Source organism: Shouchella oshimensis (assembly GCF_004375095.1).
In the GTDB taxonomy this organism is placed as follows: Bacteria; Bacillota; Bacilli; order Bacillales; family Bacillaceae_D; genus Shouchella; species Shouchella oshimensis.
Genome location: NZ_SNUX01000002.1, coordinates 312,741 through 332,962 on the forward strand (window position 1 = coordinate 312,741; position 20,222 = coordinate 332,962).

Below are 20,222 nucleotides of genomic sequence, written 5' to 3' on the forward strand. Positions count from 1 at the left end.
TCCAAGGAGTAGGATACGTTTAATCAAAGAAAAAGGGGGAATCGGAGAAATAGTAAAAACTTGAAATCGAAAGGTGTATGCGCAAAACGATAGGAGGATTAAAGAATGAACGTAAAGGCGAGAGCGGTTAATGGGCCATCAGACACATTTAAACATACCGAGATTTCACGCAGAGGTCTTGATAAGCATGATGTATTAATTGATATTAAATATGCTGGAATTTGTCACTCCGATATTCATACGGCGCGAGGGGAGTGGGGTGAAGTTCAGTATCCGCTAGTACCTGGACACGAAATAGCTGGGGTTGTGGCTGAGGTTGGCGATGAGGTAAGTTTATTCAAAGTAGGAGACCGTGTTGGTGTTGGCTGTATGGTTGATTCGTGTGGGAAGTGCACAAGCTGTCGGGAAGGAGAAGAGCAATATTGTGAGGAAGGAAATGTTCCAACTTATGCAGGATTTGATCAGTATGGAGACTACACACAAGGTGGGTATTCCACACATATCGTTGTAACGGAAGGCTTCGTTGTTCGCATTCCTGATAACATTCCTTTCGATGCAGCGGCACCGTTGCTATGTGCTGGTATTACAACCTATTCACCATTAAAGAGGTGGCGAGCCGGAAAAGGTAAAAAGGTAGCGGTAATTGGCCTAGGTGGTCTTGGGCATTTAGGAGTAAAGATTGCACATGCAATGGGTGCTGAAGTAACGGTTCTATCACAAACGTTAAAAAAGAAAGAAGACGGACTAGCGTTTGGGGCAAAAGAGTATTATGCAACAAATGATGAGGAAACATTAACGAAGCTAGCAGGTTCGTTTGATTTTATTCTGAATACAGTCAGTGCCAAGCTGGATATGAGTGCTTATTTAAACTTATTAGCATTAAATGGTACTCTCGTCAATGTGGGTGCACCGAGTGAGCCGTTAGATGTCAATGTGTTTTCTCTTATCAGCAAAAGACGATCATTTGCCGGTTCAATGATTGGTGGTATTCGCGAAACGCAAGAGATGCTAGACTTCTGTTCGGAGCACTCAATTCTTCCAGAAATAGAAGTCATTTCAGCAGACAAAATTGATGACGCATACGAACGGGTATTACAATCCGATGTCCGCTATCGCTTCGTTATCGATACGAGCACAATCTAGCAACATACAGAAGAGACGAAAGGCAATGCAACTGCCTTTCGTCTCTTTTTTACCCGTTAAGAATGAACGCCTGTTTCTGTTTTCGAATGTCTTCTAAATCAGAGTGTAGCTCGTTTTCTATATCACATAATTGAGATAAAGTGGTTTCAACTTCTGCTAATAGAGTAGCGGCCTGTTCGTAAGACTCTTTAATCTTTCCATGGACCATCCAATCAACAATGAATCCATCAAAGAAGTAGTCTGCAAAGGTAAGAAATCCTGTAATTTCAATTTGGAAAGAAGTAAATTGATTGACGTCTTTTAATTCTTCTTCAAATTGCCTTAAGTGACGTTGAACTTGATGAATAAGTGCTTTCGCATCATCGATATGGCTATGCTTCATAGCAGTGGTTAAAAAACCTCCACCAAAAAGATCAAATGTAGACCAGTCGTTTGCTTTATTAAGAGAAAATAAGGTATTTTCTAGTGCTTGTTTTGCTTTTTTTCCTACCTCTATTGCTTCTTTTATTTCATTCATATAGAGCGTAGTTGTTGAAGATGCTTCCACTAAAGTGAGTAAAGCAGAATTTTTCTCTCTTAATAGTACGTCTTTCTTTAAATCTAGTAATCGTTGAAAATCTGCTTTAGGATTTCCCAATCCGTGCAGGTGAGCGCCAATTTCTTCAATTTCATGATGTAAATCCGTCATGGTTTCTTCAGCCTCCTCGTATTTCAGTTGAGCTTTTAATACGAGTGCTGTAGCTTCATCCATTTTTTCGGCTTTTCTTCCTGTTACGGTATGAAGAAGACTTGAAAAGGATAGGCCGCTCAATCGGTCAACGTCTTGTTGTTTATCTTGCAAGATCGTTTTTAACTGTTTTGATTTCTGTTTTTGTTCGTCCAGGTCGGGTCTAATTCGCTCTAAATGTGCTTGCCATTTTTCATATTGACGGATGCGTTCTTTTACATCTGTAAATTCTTTTTCATAATCCAATGTTGAACACCCCCTTTTCTATATAACGTTCAAAAGAAGAAAAGGTTTCGCTTTTAACATAAATGTTGCAGGAATCGAATAACTTGTTATAATGTTATAATAATATGAAAAATTCGAAAGGTGGATGGGTCCACCAGTCGCACAGCTTATTCTAACACTATTTCTTATCCGTACATTCTATTTTTAAAAGATTAAAATTGAAGGAAATGTAAACGTTTTAGCGAACGTTTATGTATAAACAAACGTGTCAAGGAGGGGGAGGGTAAAGCATGAAGGTTGGTTTAAGTTCATACAGTTTAGTCCAAGCACTAAGAGACGGTAGATTGACAATTCTAGAGGCAATTGATTGGGTAAAAGAACAAGGTGGTTCACATATGGAGCTCGTTCCGTACGGGTATACAGTAGTAGATAACTATGATTTAGCCAATCAAATTAAAGAGAGGGCCGCACAGGTTGGAATCAAACTATCGGCTTATTGCATGCCAGCTAATTTCATCCAACCGACCGAAACGGCTTTTAATGAAGAAGTAGAACGAATTAAAGCACATGTTGACGTTGTTCATCATATGGGTATTACACTCTTGCGACATGATGTGACGGCTTTTTCATTAGAGCCAGAAGAAATGTCTATTCATTATTTTGACGATCATTTTGAGGAAATGGTACTAGGAAGTCAATTGATTGCTGACTATGCTAAGAGCCTTGGCATGACAACAACGATTGAGAATCATGGTTTTAACGTGCAATCAAGTGATCGTGTTCAGCGAGTGTTACGAGCAGTAAATCGAGACAATTTTAAAACGACGCTCGATATAGGGAATTTTTTATGCGCCGATGAAGATCCATTAGTTGGAGTACGAAAAAATCTCCCAGACGCTGCTACGGTTCATTTTAAAGATTTCTATATTCGTCCTTACTATGAAAATCCTGGTGAAGGAGCTTGGTTTAGAACATCAAATGGCAACTATTTGCGCGGGGCCATTCTTGGTCACGGTGAACTGCCTGTACGCGAAATCATTCGACAATTAAAAGTGGCGAAGTACGATGGTTATCTTGTAGTGGAGTTTGAAGGAATGGAAGATTGTTTCCTAGGATCACGCATTAGCATGAATAATTTAAGCCGACTTTGGGATGAAGTAACAGTAGACGGATGGAAGTCGGTAGAAGGGGCGAGAGCATAATGATGAAAGTAGTTGTTATCGGATTAGGTTCAATATCTGAAATGCATATAAAATCATACATACAGAATGAGCAAGTGGAGTTGTATGGTTTATGTGATCAAAATGAAAGTCGTGCCCAAGAAAAAGCGACTCATTATCGTGTGAAGCATGTATTTACAGATCCTGAAGAAGTGTTTAATCATCCAGAAGTGGACGGCGTAAGCATTTGTACGTGGAATCGAACTCATGCGGATTTAGCAATACGGGCCTTGCGAGCAGGTAAGCATGTACTCGTTGAAAAGCCAATTTCAATGACTGTACAAGAAGCAGAAAAGGTTCAAGAAGCTGTAAAAGAAACCGGAAAAACGTTACAAGTCGGTTATGTGAGGCGATTTGGAACGAATGCGCAAGTGCTTAAAACCTTTATTGATGACGGCAAGCTTGGCGATATTTATTATGCGAAAGCTTCATTGCTAAGAAGGCTTGGTAATCCTGGTGGCTGGTTTGCTGATAAAGAACGTTCTGGAGGTGGACCAATTATTGATTTAGGGGTTCATATTATTGATAGTTGTTGGTACTTAATGGGACGCCCAAAAGTAAAATCTATAACAGGACATGTCTATGATCAGCTAGGTAATCGAAGTAATGTAAAAAATCTATCGTTTTATAAAACAGCGGATTATGATGCGTCCCTAAATACAGTTGAAGACTTAGCCAATGCATTAATTACGTTTGAGAATGGTAGCTCATTAATGGTGGATGTATCGTATTCATTGCATACAAAAAAGGATCAGCTTGGTATGCAAATCTTTGGAACAAAAGGTGGAGCAGAGCTTGAGCCGGAGCTTTTGCTTGTCATGGAAGAAAACGACACGATTTTAAATGTCGAGCCACAAATTGATCACCGCAGCTTTGATTTTGACAATGCCTTTCAAAAGCAAATTGATGCTTTCGTAGAAGCTTGCATAACTGGGGGACCGTCTCCTGCACCAGTAGAGGATGGTTTAGAGATTATGAAAATACTAGAAGGCATCTATCAAGCCTCAGCACAAAAGAAGCCTGTCGAACTATAATGCAAAGAAAACCTAGTTGCTTCACAGAAGCAACTAGGTTTTTATTAAGTGAGTTGAAAGGCTTACAGCGTCCCAGTATGGCTTCGATAGAGTCCCTTAATGGTAATTGATTGTCCTTTGGTATGAGTGATTGAAATGAACTGTACTCCTTTTCGTACGTCAGAATCAAAACGCCATAATGGAATGACGGTGTATTCTTCAAGGGTATACGTTATAAAGCACGATTCATCTTCGTCCCCGTGCAAATGGATGGTAACAGGATCAGATTGTGAAAAATGGCTGACATGAACGATTAAATAGTTGGCACTGGTCAGATCTTCTTTTTCCTGCAATCGTAATGTTTGTTGTACGTCATTCGTTTGTTCAATGGTGACAGGTAGTGGTTTTGAAGGAATCCCTTCTTTAGAGGCAAAGCCATTCGTTTGCTGCAATAACCGTTTATGATCATGTACAAAATGATCATAAAGGGGCTTTTTAGCTAATCGATCCATATGGAAGATTCCCATCGTTTGGTAGAATTGATTATGGTTCACGTACCAGTCAAAAGCAGTCCAGTAGTCGATTGTGGCAACATATCCGTTGGGATTGTGCTCACCGCCTGGCGTAACCGTTGCCTTTTCTAATAAAGCGAGCTGAACGTCTTGATAGATTTCCACTTGTTTTTCAATATAACTTCGATCCGCATTGCTCCAGATCCCATATTCCGTATTCATAATAGGCTTATCGGGCCACGCTTGGTGTGCCTGCTCAATGAAATGCTTTGTTCCTTCATAAGGTGTACTTCCGTGAAAAATACCAAAATACATCGTCCATCCCGCTACATCTAGAGGCTCCATAGTAGGATCATGAAATCCAGGCTGATCTGCTGCTGAGCTTTGTGTCAACAATCTTCCATCAGGGTAATTGGTTTTCGTTTCATGAACCAATGCTTCATTATATTGTTTTCGAAGCGTAACATCTTTTGATTCGTTTTGAGTACTCCACATGGCAATAGAAGGACGGTTATAGCTGGAAAAGATCATTTCTCTCCACATCTGATAGGAAATGCCCCTTCTTTCTTGCGCTTCGTAATGGGCGGTTTCAAATTGCCATAAAGGAATTTCCGCCATACTTGGTAAACCAAATCGATCCAAAGCAATAAAGGTTTCAATGTGGTTTGGGTAGTGAGCGGTCCGAACTAAATTAACGTGTAAAGAAGAAAGAATCGTTACATCGTCCACAATTCGTTCCCATGAGGCTGTTCGCCCGTATTCTGGCCACTCTTCATGTCGAGCCACACCAGCAAAAAAAACAGATTGGTCATTTAACTTGATACGAGGCCCATCGGTTGCCAGTGTACGAAAGCCAAACTGAGTGTAAAACGAATCAATGAGAGCATCATCGTGGTAAAGCTGAAGACCTAACACATATAAATGGGGTTCACGAATGCTCCAAAGCTGTGGGTGTGGGATTGTGGCCGTCTCTTTTATTTTTTTGCTTTCCCCGGAAGCAAGGGTGACTGTTGTCCCTTGGGCAGTTGGCACATGTACTTCCTCTTCGCATATACTTTTTGCTTTTGGACTCTTCAACCAGTTAGGTGATTGAAAATCTGTTGTGAAAAACCGTGGTTTTATGAATGCTGTTACCGATTCACTTGAGCGATTTTCTAGTACATAGTCCATTTGCAGTTTCCCTTGCAAAGTAAGAGGAACCACATCAACCCTTGAAATGTATAAACTTGGAACAACCTCTAAATAAAGATCTTGGATAATGCCGGTGTAATTGAAAAAATCGTTGTTTACAGCTGGAACGGTATCAAGTCTTGTTGTCCATGGTGGATTATCAATGCGCACAGCAATGAGATTTTCTCCTGGTTTTAATAAGGCAGACACATCAAATGCAAATGGCGTGAATCCACCTTCATGATAGCCAACGTATGATTCATTGATCCAAAAATCACTAATATACGAAACACCTAAACATTTTAAGGTAACGACTTGTTCTGCATAAGCCTCTGGCCAATGAATGGTTTTACGATACCACACGCCATCTTCATAGGTCTCTGCAGCATGTACCTCCTCTTTGCCGGTTAAATGATTTTCAGGTGCTGGCAAAGTTTTCGCTTCCCATGATTCATCATTGTACGAACATGAAGTAAATCCGTCTTGTTCGGTTTTCGCAATCCAGTCTTTGGTGCGAGCATGCATGGACCAGTTATGATCCGCACGAAAACGCAGTTTTTTCCATTCACCAGCAAGTGAGAACGTTACCCGATCTTGAGGATCGAAAGACGGATAAACCATATTCGATTGATAAGGAATTTGATCTTTAAATGAAAGCGTACTTGTTACAGTGCCTTCTATGTACTGTTGATTCATCGTGAAACACTCCTTCGTTGTGAAAAAAGCGGGCAGGATAGCCCGCTTTTAAGGTTATAAACCGAGTTTCTCTCGATTCTCATTCATTTTTTCATTACGAATGGCTTCGACAGCAGCGAAATTATTTGTTTCGAGAAATGTTTCATACTCATCAATGAGGCGGTCGAACTCACGATCGTCTTTTGCCCGAATCATACTTGCTAAAGTAGTCGCCCAAGTAGAATCAATATTCACTAACGAGCGTGCCTCAGCAGTTCCTTGGTCTGGATTGATGTTTTCAATAAGAAATTGTGGCTTAAGCTTTCCTTTTGTCCATTTCTGAATTTGATCAACTGCGACAGACGCTTCGTTCTCACCATGCTCCAGCGCGAATCCATCATGTCCGAAAAACCAAAACTCACCTAAGCGATAGGACTTTTTGTATTCTTCGGGATTGTCATTTCTCATTTGCAACACATCCTCATGCAACACCGCTTTTCCATTCTCATTAAAGTCAAACGTTTCGCCTTCAACACCAAATGTTGTTAAGTATTGTCCTTCATCACTTAAAAGGTACGTAAATAACTGAATCGCTTTTTGGGGGTCCGACACTTTGTTTGTAATATAGGTTACTGTCCAACCTGAAAGACCAGCTTGATTTAAAGTTGGTTCATTCCCATTTGAATTCTTCGGGCCATCAACCGCTATATATCTTTGGTCAGGATCTCGAGCTACATTGGTTTGCAAGGAGCCGGATAATTGAGCAATGCCGCTTGCGAAAACAGAGCCGTATTGACCACGCTCCACTTTTTCTTCAAAAATAGTATTGTCATCAGAGAAATTATCATCGCTAATTAAACCGAGTTGATAGGCTTCGTTAAATGTGCGAATCCATTCTAGGTAGCTATCGTCTAAGTTTCGGTTATACCAATCACTGTTTTCATCTGCAATGGGAACACCGAGATGATTTTGAAACGTGTCACCGATTGAGCCGACATCACCATCGGAACCAAATCCTCTGAAAGCAAAAGGAACAACATCAGGAAATGCTTCTTTCATTTGCTGTAAGCTGTTTATAAACTGTTCCGGTGTGGACAAGTCTGGTTCTCCTAGCGCCTCATAAATATCTTCTCGAATAATGAACGCATCTGATCCAGGAATAATGTCTGCTTGATAATCGTCAATTGTATTAGAGTAACTCGGATAACCATACGTAAATCCGTCTTCAAGTTGATACCAATCAAGAGTTTGCTCTTGTGCTACTTGATGGAAATAAGGGTCATATTGATCAGCAAGCTCTCTTAGTGGTAATGCCCATGTGGGAGCACGTAATGCCGCTTGTGACTGACCATCAAAAATGGTAATCAAGTCAGGCAAGTCGCCACCAGAAAAGAGTGTATTTAAGTTTGAGTCATCACCAGTTACAAAGGTAATATCGAGATTCAAATCTTCCTTCAGCTTTTTTGTGATGACATCCTCTCCGAAACCACGATCAAACCATTCAGCATTCACATACCACGTTAATTCAACATTTTCTTCATCATCGACTTGCCAGGCTGGTGTATTCGGATCAATCTCGTAACGAGCCTCTTCTAAGTCTTCGATTGACACTTCCGCACCTGAGCTACTACAACCAGCGATCATAACGACACCAATGATTGACATGAATCCTAGTACCTTTTTTTTCAACAAAAACGCCTCCTTTAGTAATGAAACATGACTATTCTTTTACTGCTCCAATCATCATTCCAGATATTAAAAACCGTTGTAAAAACGGATAAACCAACACAATTGGGACGGTAGCGACAACAATTGTTGCAAGTTGAATGGTCTGGGAGGATGTCGGGATAATGACTGATCCGACAACATTTTGCATATTAGCTGCTTGTTGCTGGACAATAATTTCGTATAGCTTCATTTGAATCGGATACAGCGCTTCATTCGTAATGTACAATCGAGCGGTCATAAAGTCATTCCATTGGTAAACACCATTAAAAAGAGCAATAACAGCTAGCACTGGTGTTGATAGCGGTAAGATGATTTGCAAGAAAATGCGCCACACACCCGCACCATCGATTCGCGCTGATTCCTCTAATGAAGTCGGAATCTCTCTGAAAAAGTTCATGAGGATAAGCATATTGTAAAAACTAAAAAGCGCAGGAATAATGTAGACTAAAAAGTTGTCAAGTAACCCTAACGAACGCATAAGTAAATAGATTGGAATCATGCCGCCACTGAAAAACATCGTCCCTACACCAAGAGCAATAAAGATCTTTCGACCAATGAGGTCTTGTTTACTCATGGCATAGGCGACCATCGCTGTAAAAAAGACCGAGGTGGTCACACCGATAACGGTTTTTAGTACAGAGATAAGGAAAGCGTTCCAAATGCTTGGGTCATTAAAAACAACCCGATAAGCATCTAGAGAAAACTGCTCTGGCCATAAACGAATCCCTGGCGTTGCGACGGAGGCAGAGCTGCTAAAAGAGCCAACAATGACATCCCAAATTGGGAAGATAATAATTGTTGTAAAGACGATCATAAAAAGAACGTTCAGTGTATTAAACAGACGGTTCTCTTTAATTCCGGCTGGTTTGTTACGGTTAGTCGGTACGTTAGATTTAGGTTGTAAAACAGCCATAGCGCATGCCTCCTTTTAAAAAATAGAACGGTTGTTAAGCTTTTTCGTGATCTTATGTGTAATGATAACGAGAATGAGAGAGATAATGGAAATCGCTAAACCAACTGCTGTGGCATAAGAGAAATCACCTTGTACAAGACCAATCTTGTAGACATAGGAATCAATCACCTCTGCACGAGAAGCATTTAACGGATTAATTAACACAAGTGTTTGATCTAAGTTGGAGCCAAGCAAGCCACCAACAGCTAAAACGAACATAAGCGCGATAATAAAGGACATCAGTGGAAGGGTAATGTGCCAAATTTGCTGGAGCTTGGTGGCGCCGTCAATTTTTGCAGCTTCATAATAGGTTGGATCAATGCTTGCCATTGTAGCAAGGTAAATGATCGTCCCCCAGCCAACGCTTTTCCATACATCGGACAAAACAGCAATCATCCAGTAGCTTTGGGCTTCAACAAGAAAGTTCCGCGGTTCATCAAGGATGCCAATGGTCATTAAAAAACTGTTTAACAGACCTGTTGTAGAAAGCCAGCTTGTTAACATACCTCCAACAACGATCCATGATAAAAAATGAGGGAGATACGAGATTGTCTGAACCGATCGCTTAAATAAGCCAGCTTTTAATTCAAAGATTAATATGGCCAAAAGAATAGGTGCCGTAAATCCAATAAGCAGCTTAAGAAAGCTGATGGCTAACGTATTACGAACAGCACTCCAAAAAAACGGATCACTGAAGGCAATTTTAAAATTGTTTAAGCCTACCCATGGTGCAGAAGAGATCGTGTCTGTAACCGAGAAGCTTTTAAACGCGACGACAATTCCATAGATGGGAATGTACGTAAAAATAATCATAAAAATAACACCAGGTATAACCATAAGTTGGAGCGGTAGTTGCTGTTTGTATCGTTTGAAAAAATTAGGTTTCGCTTTCAATGTAAGTCAGTCCTCCCTCTCTTTATAAAAGCGCTTTCAACATAATGTTAACGTTATCATTTTGAACAAAAATCTGCTTTCAAGAATGAATGGCTTGAAATACAGAGTTATTCACACGTAGAACAGGGCTAAGCATTTTTTGTGTAAGTGCTATATCAGGTGAATCAATACGTTGCAAAAGGATAGTGGCAAGTTCTTTCCCGACTTCGTATACAGGCTGATGGATCGTTGTAATTTTTGGATCTGTTAAAAGCTCATAGCCTAATCCGTCAAAGCCTGCGATAGACAAATCATGGGGTACGTTTTTCTTTAATAAGCGTGCGGCTCGAATGGCTCCAAGAGCTAGCTCATCGCTCATACAAAATAAAGCAGTCATGTGAGTACGCTCAAACAACTCAATGGTTTTTAGATAACCGATATCTTCTTTGTTTTCAGCAAACTCTATTTTATCTGAAGAAAACGAAATACCATTGTCCAGTAATGCTTGCTTATAGCCGTTAATTCGATCAGATACGAATTGTCTGTTTTCGTTAATAACGATCAAACCAATGTCTTTATGACCGAGCTTAATTAAATACGTAACCATTTCGTATGCGCCTTGGTAGTTATCGACATCCACCCAATCATAAGTAGGTAATGAATGTCCAAATAAGACAGTTGGCACATCGAACTTTTCGTCTAGCAGTGCTTCTTGATCGGCTGTTACACTCATTGCAATAATTCCATCACACTTGTATGGATAATCCCACTCTCGTCGAACTAAAAAAGAGTAATGTTGCTTGCTTAATTCGTCACTAACGCCAGCTAAAAAGTTCATTGCAAAAGGATTGGTCAATTGTATGTCCTGTGAAATAAAGATATGTATGACACGGGTTTTCTTTGTAACGAGCGCTTTAGCTGCTTGATTTCCTTGATAGTGTAGTTCTCCTATTACTTTTAATACTTTATCTCTCGTTTTTTCTTTTACAAGTTCTGGTGTGTTAATCACTCTTGATACAGTGATTGTGGAGACACCTGCTGCCTTTGCGACTTCTTTCATGTTTGCCATTCCTTCACCAATCCTGACTCAAAATGATAACGTTAACATTTTGAATTATATAGACAGTGCGAAGAAGCGTCAACTCTTTTTTAGAAAAGAAAGATAAAAAGGACTGATTAAAGGAAAACAGCGCTTCATCACGAAAAGTAACTGTATAGAGTACGGTTAGGAAGACTACAGGTTGTTGTAAAGGAGGGGAAGATGATGAATTCGAATCGAATGGTTATACGACACGCACGGCAGCTCGTAACAAACGAAGCGAGTCGTCCGTTAAAGGGACGTGAAATGGAAGAGAATCTGAAAGTCATAGAAGATGGTGGCATATGGATTGAAAATGGGTTAATTAAAAAAATAGGAACGGATAAAGAGGTGTGGAAAGCGGTATGTGACCATGGACAAACGAAGCTTGTCACACTTATTGATGCAAGTCAGCATCTTGTTACACCTGGTCTTGTTGATCCCCATACTCATTTAGTGTTTGCAGGTAGTCGTGAAGATGAATTTGAAATGCGTTTAAAAGGTGCGGCTTACATGGACATTATGAATGCCGGTGGAGGCATTCATCGTACAACGTCAGCAACAGCAGCAGCGTCTGAAGAGGAATTGATGGCTGTTGCCAAAGAGAGACTGGATCTCTTCTTGCGTCATGGTGTGACGACTATTGAAGCAAAGAGTGGGTATGGACTGTCATTAGAAAATGAACGCAAGCAACTGGTAGTAGCAAGACGTTTGAATGCCATTCACCCTGTCACAATTGTTTCAACCTTTATGGGTGCACATGCTGTTCCAAAAGAATACAAAACGAATCGTGAGACGTTTGTAGACATGGTTGTAGAGAACATGATTCCTGCTATAGCGAGGGAAGGGTTGGCCCGGTTCAATGATGTTTTTTGTGAAGAGGGCGTGTTTACACCTGAACAATCTAAGCGCATTTTAGAAGCTGGAAAAGCACACGGTCTCATTCCGAAAATTCATGCTGACGAAATCGTTTCGTATGGAGGAGCAGAACTAGCAGCAGACGTTGGTGCCATCTCTGCAGATCATTTGTTAAAGGTGTCTGATAAAGGAATCGAAAAAATGGCGGCTAAAGGTGTTATTGGTGTATTGCTCCCAGCAACTGCATTTTTTTTAATGGAAAAGCCAGCAAATGCCCGAAAAATGATTGAAGGCAATGTTGCTGTGGCCTTATCAACAGATCGAAATCCAGGATCAAGCCCAACTGAATCAATGCCATTTGTCATGAACTTAGCTTGCTTAACCATGGGGATGACACCGAAAGAAGTTCTTACTGCAGCAACAATAAATGCTGCTAGTGCTATCGGGGAAGAACAGGTGGTTGGAAGCTTGGAACCAGGAAAAAAAGCGGATCTTGTCTTTTGGAATGCACCAAATTATACGTATTTACACTATCATGTTGGCGTCAATATGGTAGACAAAGTATTTAAAGACGGCAAGCTTGTTGTGACAAACGGAGTAGTCATTTAACTCGTTAAGGAGGTCTATTTGATGGAAAACCAAACCGGACAGCGCACAGTACGTGCACCAAGGGGAAACCAGTTGCATTGCAAAGGGTGGGCCCAAGAAGCGGCCATGCGAATGTTGCTTAACAATCTTGATCCAGAAGTTGCTGAGGACCCTGACCATTTAATTGTTTATGGTGGAATTGGTAAGGCGGCTCGGGATTGGAGAAGTTTTGACCAGCTTATTGCTTCATTAAAAGAGCTAGATAATGATGAAACCCTCCTCGTTCAGTCTGGCAAACCAGTTGGGCTGTTCCGCACGCACGAGGCTGCTCCAAGAGTGTTGATTGCTAACTCTAATCTAGTTCCATCGTGGGCAACTTGGAATCATTTTTATGAACTTGAGGATAAAGGGTTAATGATGTACGGTCAAATGACGGCTGGAAGCTGGATTTACATTGGCGCTCAGGGTATTTTGCAAGGGACTTATTTAAGTTTTGTTGAAGCAGGAAAAAAAGCGTTCGGCACACCTGATTTAACAGGTCGTTTTATTGTTACTGGCGGGATGGGTGGAATGAGCGGTGCCCAACCATTAGCAGGAAAGATGGCAAACGCAGTCATTCTTGTTGTTGAAGTTGATCGGTCTCGAATTGAAAGGAAAATGAAAGAAGGCTACTGTGATGTTCTTGTGGAGTCGTTAGACGAAGCATTAAAGCTTGTTGAAAAGTTCACTACAAAAGGTGAGCCCGCTTCAATTGGCCTGGTAGGAAATTGTGCTGATGTGCTACCCGCACTTGTTGAAAAGGGCGTAATCCCAGATTTTGTTACCGATCAAACAAGCGCCCACGACCCTTTAAACGGTTATGTTCCAAATGGGCTAACCCTTGCTGAAGCGAATGAATTAAGAGTAACCGATCCTAAAACATACGAGAAGCGCTCGATTGAGGCGATGGGCATACATGTGCAAGCCATGCTTGATTTACAAGCAGCAGGAGCAGAAACATTTGATTACGGTAACAACATCCGTGCCTATGCAAAACAAGCAGGCGTGAGCAATGCATTCGATATACCTGGATTTGTACCAGCGTATATTCGACCTTTGTTTTGTGAGGGAAAAGGTCCTTTTAGATGGGCAGCCCTTTCTGGAAATCCGCAGGATATTTACAAGTTGGATCGTCTTGCTAAAGAGATGTTTCCTGAAGATGAGGGGTTAGTAAACTGGATTACAATGGCTCAAAAGTTGGTGAAGTGGCAAGGGCTACCAGCGCGAATTTGCTGGCTTGGCTATGGTGATCGTGACCGTTTTGCTCTAAGAGCTAATGAAATGGTTGCGAATGGTGAACTTGAAGCACCGATCGTTTTTGGCCGTGACCATCTTGATTGTGGCTCTGTAGCATCGCCAAATCGTGAAACAGAAGGAATGAAAGATGGCAGTGATGCTGTTGCAGACTGGCCCATTTTAAATGCGTTAATTAATACGGCAGGAGGAGCTAGCTGGGTGAGTGTTCATCATGGCGGGGGTGTTGGTATGGGCTACTCTGTTCATGCTGGGCAAGTTTTAGTCGCTGATGGAAGTCAATTAGCGAAGGAGCGGATAAAGCGCGTGTTACTTTCAGATCCTGGTATGGGAATCGTTCGACACGTAGATGCAGGTTATGATCGGGCTATGGATGTAGCAAATGAAAAAGGTGTTCATATTCCGCTTAAGAAAGGTGATTAAAATGAATGTAAAAACAGTAACAATAAATGCGGACAGGCTAGCCGCTTCGATTCATGAATTGGGTCAATTCGGCCTGAATGAAGGAGGCGGATTAGACCGTACAACGTTTACAGAGCCAGAGCTGAAGGCGAGAGACTGGTTAAAAGAACAATTGAGCAAACTTAATGTGGACGTGTATACCGATGAAGCGGCAAACATTTGGGGAAAACGTGTCGGGAAAAAGAGGAAAAGCATCGTCTGCGGTTCTCATATCGATACGGTTCCGAATGGAGGCAAATTTGACGGGGCCCTCGGTGTATTAATTGGATTAGAAATGTTACGCACATTAGAGGAAAATGGCATTGAAACCGAACACGATGTGGAGCTGGTATCCTTTAGTGCCGAGGAGCCGAATCCATTTGGTCTATCGACTTTTGGGAGCCGGGCCATTTCTGGGAAATTAACAGCACAACAAATAAAAGATGTAAAAAATGCAGAAGGTATTAGAGTGACCGATGCGCTAGCAAAGGCTGGTGGCATCCCTGAACAATTTGATCACTGTGTGAGAAAAGAAGATGAACTACTTGCTTATCTTGAAGTCCATATTGAACAAGGAAAGCGTTTAGTAGATGCTCACGTACCTCTTGGAGTTGTAACAGGAATTACGGGAATTTACCGGGAAGAGCTAACGATAAAGGGAGTTCCGAATCATGCAGGCACAACTGTAATGACGGACCGTTCGGATGCCCTTGTAGCAGCAGCAGAACTGATCGTAACAGTAAAGAATGTCTGTACCGATTTCCCAAAAGCAGAACTGGTCGGAACCGTTGGACAAGTACATGTCTTGCCGAATGCTACCAACATTATTCCAGGAGAAGTGGTACTAGCAGTAGAAATTCGAGGAGAGAAAACCGAGGATGTCAACAAAGTTCAACAGGAGCTTCAAGAAAAAAAGTCTTATGTTGAAACAACTTATGGTGTTCACATCGAGACAAAAGTAATGTTGAACCAAGCTCCGGTCGAAATGAGTGAATACATCATGAAAACAATGGAACGACAAGCGGACATAGCAGGGTTTTCTACGATGCGCTTAGGAAGTATGGCGGGTCATGATGCAGCTCATATGGCATCTCTTACACCTTCTGGCATGATCTTTGTTCCTAGTGTAGATGGGAAAAGTCACTGTCCTGAAGAGGAAAGTAGTATGAATGATATTGAAAAAGCTGCAAATGTTTGTTTGCATACGCTTTTGGAGATTGACCAAGAAGGTGGGAGTGTCTGATGATACTATATTGTGCAGATTCAGTCTATACCAATGGCGGGTTTCAAAAAAACTACGCCGTGCTTGTTAAGGATGATGTCATTCAAGATATTGGTCCTGCTGACAAATTAACTAAAACCTATCACGGTGCTGCAACAATCGACTGGGGAGAAAAAGCCATTGTACCAGGGACAGTAAATGCCCACAATCATTCATTCCAAAGCTTGTTAAGAGGAATAGCAGTAGACCGGCCATTTCTAGAATGGCGTGACCAAGCGCTTTATAAGTATACGCCACTTTTAGATGAAGAAGCGATTTATACAGGTGCACTGTTTGCATTTGGAGAAATGGTTAAGTATGGTGTCACAACAGTGAGTGATTTCTTTTATGTGCATAACAATGGAGTAAAAACAGACGAAGCCGTCATTCAAGCGGCAGTTGACGTGGGTATTCGTCTCATATTTGCTCGAACGATGTATGATTGGAAAGGAGCACCGTCAAGTTATCAAGAGTCTGTAACGGATGCTACGAAGCGTACGAGAGAACTAGCAATTAAGTATCAAGGCCACCCTATGGTCGATGTACATCCAGCTCCTCATAGTCCCCATGCGGCTTCTCCAGAAATGATTCAAGCAAGCTACCAACTAGCCAAAGAATTGCAAACCCCTTTTCATATACATGTTTCCGAGGAAATGTTTGAAGTAGAAGAAACGTTAGAAAAATACAACAAAAGACCGGTTCATTATTTAGATTCATTAGGAGTTGTCGACGAGAGTATGCTAGCCATCCACCTCGTTTGGCTCGACCAATCGGAAATCGATTTACTCGGAAAGCGAAAGGCTGGTCTTGCTTATTGTCCATCAAGCAATATGTTTCTTTCAGATGGCATTACAAGCATACCTGAACTTGTGCGTTCTGGTGTTCGGGTTAGTCTTGGGAGTGATGGTGCGTGTAGTAATAATCGAATTAGCGTATTTGAAGAGATGCGTATGTGCTCATTGTTACAAAAAGTAAGTACTCTTGATGGGACATGTATGACAGCAAATCAAGTTTTTCAGATGGGGACAAAAAATGGTGCAGATTTATTACAAATCGATACAGGAGAGCTTGCGATTGGCAAAAAAGCGGATTTCCTTGCAGTAGACACAAGCGACCTTTCTCTTTTGCCAAAGCATGAACTCTTCGCCAATCTTGTTTACGCAATGCAGCCAACAGCCATAACAGATGTTATTGTAGCAGGTAAATCTGTAGTACAAAACAGAACCGTTCAAACCGTTTCTGAACAAATGATTGTGAAAAAGGTTGATCATCTGTTTGAAAAATGGGGTACATAACTTCCATTTATTCTTCTGTGAGTGGTCGGCTTTCCCGACGAAACCATGTTCTTTTTGATGATTTCTTTTTAATGTAGCCACCTTGAAAATTTCGAGTTTCGAAGGAGACAACAAAGGCATTTGGGTCGCATTCATTTACGATTGCCATAAACTCATGCTCGCGATCACGACGAGCAGTGCAATCCAGTCTTACCCGTATGGATTCGATTCCTTCAACTGTTGTAAGCGCAACGCTGAAATCGGCGTCACGAAGACGTTCGATTAATGGTTTATGGTGGAAAGACGTGTTTACCTGAAGGGATACATAACCAATTGCCAGCTTCTCCTCAACAATGGAGCCGAGGTACATGCCTAATCCAAAACCAAGTGAATATGCGACCATATTAAAGTAGTTTGATAAATCGCTAAAAACAATGGATAAAGAAATGACGTGTACGCCTCCTTCTACTGTCGCAAACAAAGCAGAACGTTCTTTTTCCCCTTTAACCATCATGAGCGTTCGCAATACAACAAGAGGCACATACAGCAATTGTGCGCCTAAAATTAAAATAGGTTGCCAGAGCATTTGTTTCACCTCTTTTAATCAAGCAACTTCACTTTTAAAGTAGTGTGCATTTAATACGTTAAAAGTATGCATAAAAGTAGGTTAAATCGACAATTAACGATTAATTATTTCCAGGGGAATAACTGGAATAGTGAGAAAGGTGTCAGGAGAGGGAGGGTGTGAAATAGAAGACGAATCTCAATGGGAACGAGATTCGTCTTTTTTAATTCCTTCTGAAGTTGCTAACTTTCCTTAGAGTACGTCTCTAAAGAGCTCTTTTTTAACATTTTGTCGCATTTCATAAATGTTCGTTACAATTACTTTTGCAACAGCATACGTTGGAATGGCAATAATCATTCCGAGAAAGCCAGCAATATTTCCTGCTGCAAGGACGAGCGTAATAACGGTAATAGGATGTACGCTGAGCTTCTTTCCCATAATGTTTGGCGTAATCAGGTTACTTTCTGCTTGTTGAACAACTAAAGTAATAACAGAAACCCAAATCGCCAAGATAGGATCTTGAATAAGCGCAATAATGAATGCTGGGAAAAACGCGAGCCATGGGCCTAAGAAAGGAATCATATTTAAGAGAAAAGCTAATAAAGCCAAAAGCAAAGCGTAATCCAGCCCAACGAAGGAGTAGGCTATAAAAAGCAAAATAGCTAACATTAATGCAGCCAATACTTGTCCTTGGACATAGCTCTTTAAAGCGAAATCAATTTCGTGTAGTAATTTTGCCATCCATTTTTGGGTTTCGCCTTTAAAGTACTGGACAATGGCAGGTGCAAAACGATGATAGTCCTTCATCATGAAGAAGAAAAAGAACGGTACAAGTATTAAAGCTAGAATCGTCGTAATGGCACCACTCAAAAAGGAAATAATATAGCTTGAACTTACGACAATAATGTTCTCAAGTGAATCAAGTAGAGACCCTATCGATTGTTCTAAATCAAACGCAGCTGTCCCGCTATTTGTTATATACGGCATAACAAATTCTTCGAGTTGTTGGAAAATCATAGGTACATTGCGAATTAATTTATTTGCTTCATCAATGAGCGGGTCTAAAATAAATAGTGCGCCAACTACAAAGAGTGTAGCAATAAGGGCTAAAATACTCAAAGCAGAAGCCCATTGAGGAATTTTTTTCATCAAGAACCGGTGAAGGGGTTCTGTGATATAGAATAATAGCCCCGCAAGTAAAACTGGTATTAAAATCGTTGTTACAACAATTAAAATCGGTTCAAACAGCCACTGGATTTCGACAACATTCTTGATAATTAGAATGAGTAAAAGAATTCCAACACCTAGTTGAAACCACAATTTGTTAAGCATAAAATCGTACACTCCTGGCATCGTAGTATGGTTCTCTATCATTATAGCGCAAGTATACACTGTGACGTTACGTCACATGCAAGGTTTCGTTAGAAAGAAAGAGAAAAAAGGGATACCAAGAAGAGCGCGAGAAGAAATTTGTTGTTAAGAATAGAAAGAAAAAAGCGCGATAGATAGGGAAATATTCACGAGCCCCTTGCTATTAGCGCTTTTGTCTATTTTTTTTAGTATTATGCGTCATTTAGAATTCTTCGTACTCATTCGGATTTTGGTTGTCAATTCGTCCGTTCTCACGGGTAAGACGATTAATCGCATCCATCGTAGGATTGTCTAACTCAAAATCAAATAGTGCTAAATTATCCTGCTGCCTAGAAACATTTGAAGATCGGACAAGAGGTAGATTTTCTAATTGAATTTGCCAGCGTAAAATAATTTGTGCTTTTGTTTTCCCATATGATTCAGCAATGTCGTCAAACAGCTGATCATGAAAAACGCTGTCTGAACGAAGACGACCAAGTGGGCTCCAGCTCTGAGTGACAATTCCTAGTTTCTTGTCATAGGCACGCTGTTCTTCTTGAGAAAAATATGGATGCAATTCAATCTGGTTTAAGCTAGGTGTAACACCAGTTTCGTTAATAATTTGGTCGAGGTGCTCGGGAAGAAAGTTGCTTACGCCAATGGAGCGAACAAGACCCCAGCGTTTAGCATCTATTAATGCCTGCCATGCTTCAACAAATAGGCCCTGCTTTGGATTTGGCCAATGAACAAGATATAAGTCAAAATAGTCAAGTCCTGTCCGAAGCAGTGATTCTTGAATGGTTTCAACAGCTTTGTTATACGCATGGTGCCTTCCTGGTAGTTTTGAAGTGATACGCAGTTGCTCTCTCGGTGTGGAACTCCGTCGAACGGCTTCACCGACAGCTCCTTCATTTTCGTAATTAAACGCTGAGTCGATTAAGCGATAGCCAATCTCAATAGCGCTTTGAATCGAATGAACACAAGCATGGCCTTTCAATTGTGCAGTACCGTAGCCAATAGTTGGGACTTGTAAGCCGTCGTTTAACGTGCGAATTGGAATTGAATCTACCATTCTATCACTCCTATAGTGTATTATTACTAGTCTAGCATGTGAAAGGTTGACGGTCTAATAAGAAGATTCAGATTTCAGTGCAGGACGGATTGTTCTGATAGAGTGTCAATGTGCAGTAGCATGAATGGATTCAAACAGCTAGGGAATGAAAAGGTGTACAAGCAAAAAAAGAGAGGTGTGCCATTTTTGGCAACCTCTCTTTTG

The 20,222-nt window shown here is 41.0% G+C and carries 16 protein-coding genes; 7 read left to right on the forward strand and 9 right to left on the reverse strand.

Going from position 1 to position 20,222, the window contains the following annotated elements:
• Positions 1–105: 105 nt before the first annotated feature.
• Positions 106–1,143 carry an NAD(P)-dependent alcohol dehydrogenase gene (locus tag E2L03_RS07705; protein ID WP_038476372.1) on the forward strand — a complete coding sequence of 346 codons (1,038 nt, stop codon included), beginning with the start codon at positions 106–108 and terminating at the stop codon, positions 1,141–1,143.
• 49 nt (positions 1,144–1,192) lie between these two features.
• Here the strand turns inward: E2L03_RS07705 and E2L03_RS07710 are convergent, their stop codons facing one another.
• The gene (locus tag E2L03_RS07710) at positions 1,193–2,116 is read right to left on the reverse strand and encodes a hypothetical protein (protein ID WP_038476375.1); all 924 of its coding nucleotides are present in this window, start codon (positions 2,114–2,116) and stop codon (positions 1,193–1,195) included.
• Positions 2,117–2,385: 269 nt separating this feature from the next.
• On the opposite strand from E2L03_RS07710, the gene E2L03_RS07715 reads away from it, so the two are divergent.
• Together E2L03_RS07715 and E2L03_RS07720 are read left to right on the forward strand one after the other, a co-directional pair.
• Positions 2,386–3,297: a sugar phosphate isomerase/epimerase family protein gene (locus tag E2L03_RS07715; RefSeq protein WP_124741218.1), complete on the forward strand. Its 912-nt coding sequence runs from the start codon at positions 2,386–2,388 to the stop codon at positions 3,295–3,297.
• Positions 3,298–3,299: 2 nt separating this feature from the next.
• Positions 3,300–4,349: a Gfo/Idh/MocA family protein gene (locus E2L03_RS07720; protein ID WP_124741578.1), complete on the forward strand. Its 1,050-nt coding sequence runs from the start codon at positions 3,300–3,302 to the stop codon at positions 4,347–4,349.
• Between the two features lie 62 nt (positions 4,350–4,411).
• Here the strand turns inward: E2L03_RS07720 and E2L03_RS07725 are convergent, their stop codons facing one another.
• The 5 genes from E2L03_RS07725 to E2L03_RS07745 form a co-directional block, all read right to left on the reverse strand.
• Positions 4,412–6,706 carry a glycoside hydrolase family 2 protein gene (locus tag E2L03_RS07725; RefSeq protein ID WP_134258863.1) on the reverse strand — a complete coding sequence of 765 codons (2,295 nt, stop codon included), beginning with the start codon at positions 6,704–6,706 and terminating at the stop codon, positions 4,412–4,414.
• 54 nt (positions 6,707–6,760) lie between these two features.
• Entirely contained in the window at positions 6,761–8,374 is a 1,614-nt protein-coding gene (locus tag E2L03_RS07730; RefSeq protein ID WP_241741824.1) for an extracellular solute-binding protein, read from the reverse strand.
• 31 nt (positions 8,375–8,405) lie between these two features.
• Positions 8,406–9,326: a carbohydrate ABC transporter permease gene (locus E2L03_RS07735; protein ID WP_055737119.1), complete on the reverse strand. Its 921-nt coding sequence runs from the start codon at positions 9,324–9,326 to the stop codon at positions 8,406–8,408.
• Between the two features lie 15 nt (positions 9,327–9,341).
• The gene (locus tag E2L03_RS07740) at positions 9,342–10,259 is read right to left on the reverse strand and encodes an ABC transporter permease (RefSeq protein ID WP_038476387.1); all 918 of its coding nucleotides are present in this window, start codon (positions 10,257–10,259) and stop codon (positions 9,342–9,344) included.
• A gap of 79 nt (positions 10,260–10,338) precedes the next feature.
• The gene (locus tag E2L03_RS07745) at positions 10,339–11,307 is read right to left on the reverse strand and encodes a LacI family DNA-binding transcriptional regulator (RefSeq protein ID WP_134258864.1); all 969 of its coding nucleotides are present in this window, start codon (positions 11,305–11,307) and stop codon (positions 10,339–10,341) included.
• A 195-nt stretch (positions 11,308–11,502) separates the two neighbouring features.
• On the opposite strand from E2L03_RS07745, the gene hutI reads away from it, so the two are divergent.
• From hutI to E2L03_RS07765, 4 genes are read left to right on the forward strand one after another with little or no spacing between them, the layout of a single operon-like run.
• Positions 11,503–12,783, forward strand: coding sequence for an imidazolonepropionase (gene hutI, locus E2L03_RS07750; protein ID WP_055737121.1), 1,281 nt, complete (start codon positions 11,503–11,505; stop codon positions 12,781–12,783).
• A 21-nt stretch (positions 12,784–12,804) separates the two neighbouring features.
• Entirely contained in the window at positions 12,805–14,478 is a 1,674-nt protein-coding gene (gene hutU / locus E2L03_RS07755) for a urocanate hydratase (RefSeq protein WP_038476393.1), read from the forward strand.
• A gap of 1 nt (position 14,479) precedes the next feature.
• Positions 14,480–15,739, forward strand: coding sequence for a M20 family metallo-hydrolase (locus E2L03_RS07760; protein WP_134258865.1), 1,260 nt, complete (start codon positions 14,480–14,482; stop codon positions 15,737–15,739).
• The gene (locus E2L03_RS07765) at positions 15,736–17,052 is read left to right on the forward strand and encodes an amidohydrolase family protein (RefSeq protein ID WP_134258866.1); all 1,317 of its coding nucleotides are present in this window, start codon (positions 15,736–15,738) and stop codon (positions 17,050–17,052) included. Before E2L03_RS07760 ends, E2L03_RS07765 begins: the two co-directional genes overlap by 4 nt.
• A 7-nt stretch (positions 17,053–17,059) precedes the next feature.
• On the opposite strand, the gene E2L03_RS07770 is transcribed toward E2L03_RS07765, so the two are convergent.
• The 3 genes from E2L03_RS07770 to E2L03_RS07780 form a co-directional block, all read right to left on the reverse strand.
• Positions 17,060–17,617: a DUF2179 domain-containing protein gene (locus E2L03_RS07770; protein WP_038476402.1), complete on the reverse strand. Its 558-nt coding sequence runs from the start codon at positions 17,615–17,617 to the stop codon at positions 17,060–17,062.
• Positions 17,618–17,848: 231 nt separating this feature from the next.
• Complete coding sequence (locus E2L03_RS07775) at positions 17,849–18,928, reverse strand: AI-2E family transporter (RefSeq protein WP_134258867.1); 1,080 nt, start codon at positions 18,926–18,928, stop codon at positions 17,849–17,851.
• 241 nt (positions 18,929–19,169) lie between these two features.
• Positions 19,170–20,018 carry an aldo/keto reductase gene (locus E2L03_RS07780; RefSeq protein ID WP_124741225.1) on the reverse strand — a complete coding sequence of 283 codons (849 nt, stop codon included), beginning with the start codon at positions 20,016–20,018 and terminating at the stop codon, positions 19,170–19,172.
• Positions 20,019–20,222 lie beyond the last annotated feature (204 nt).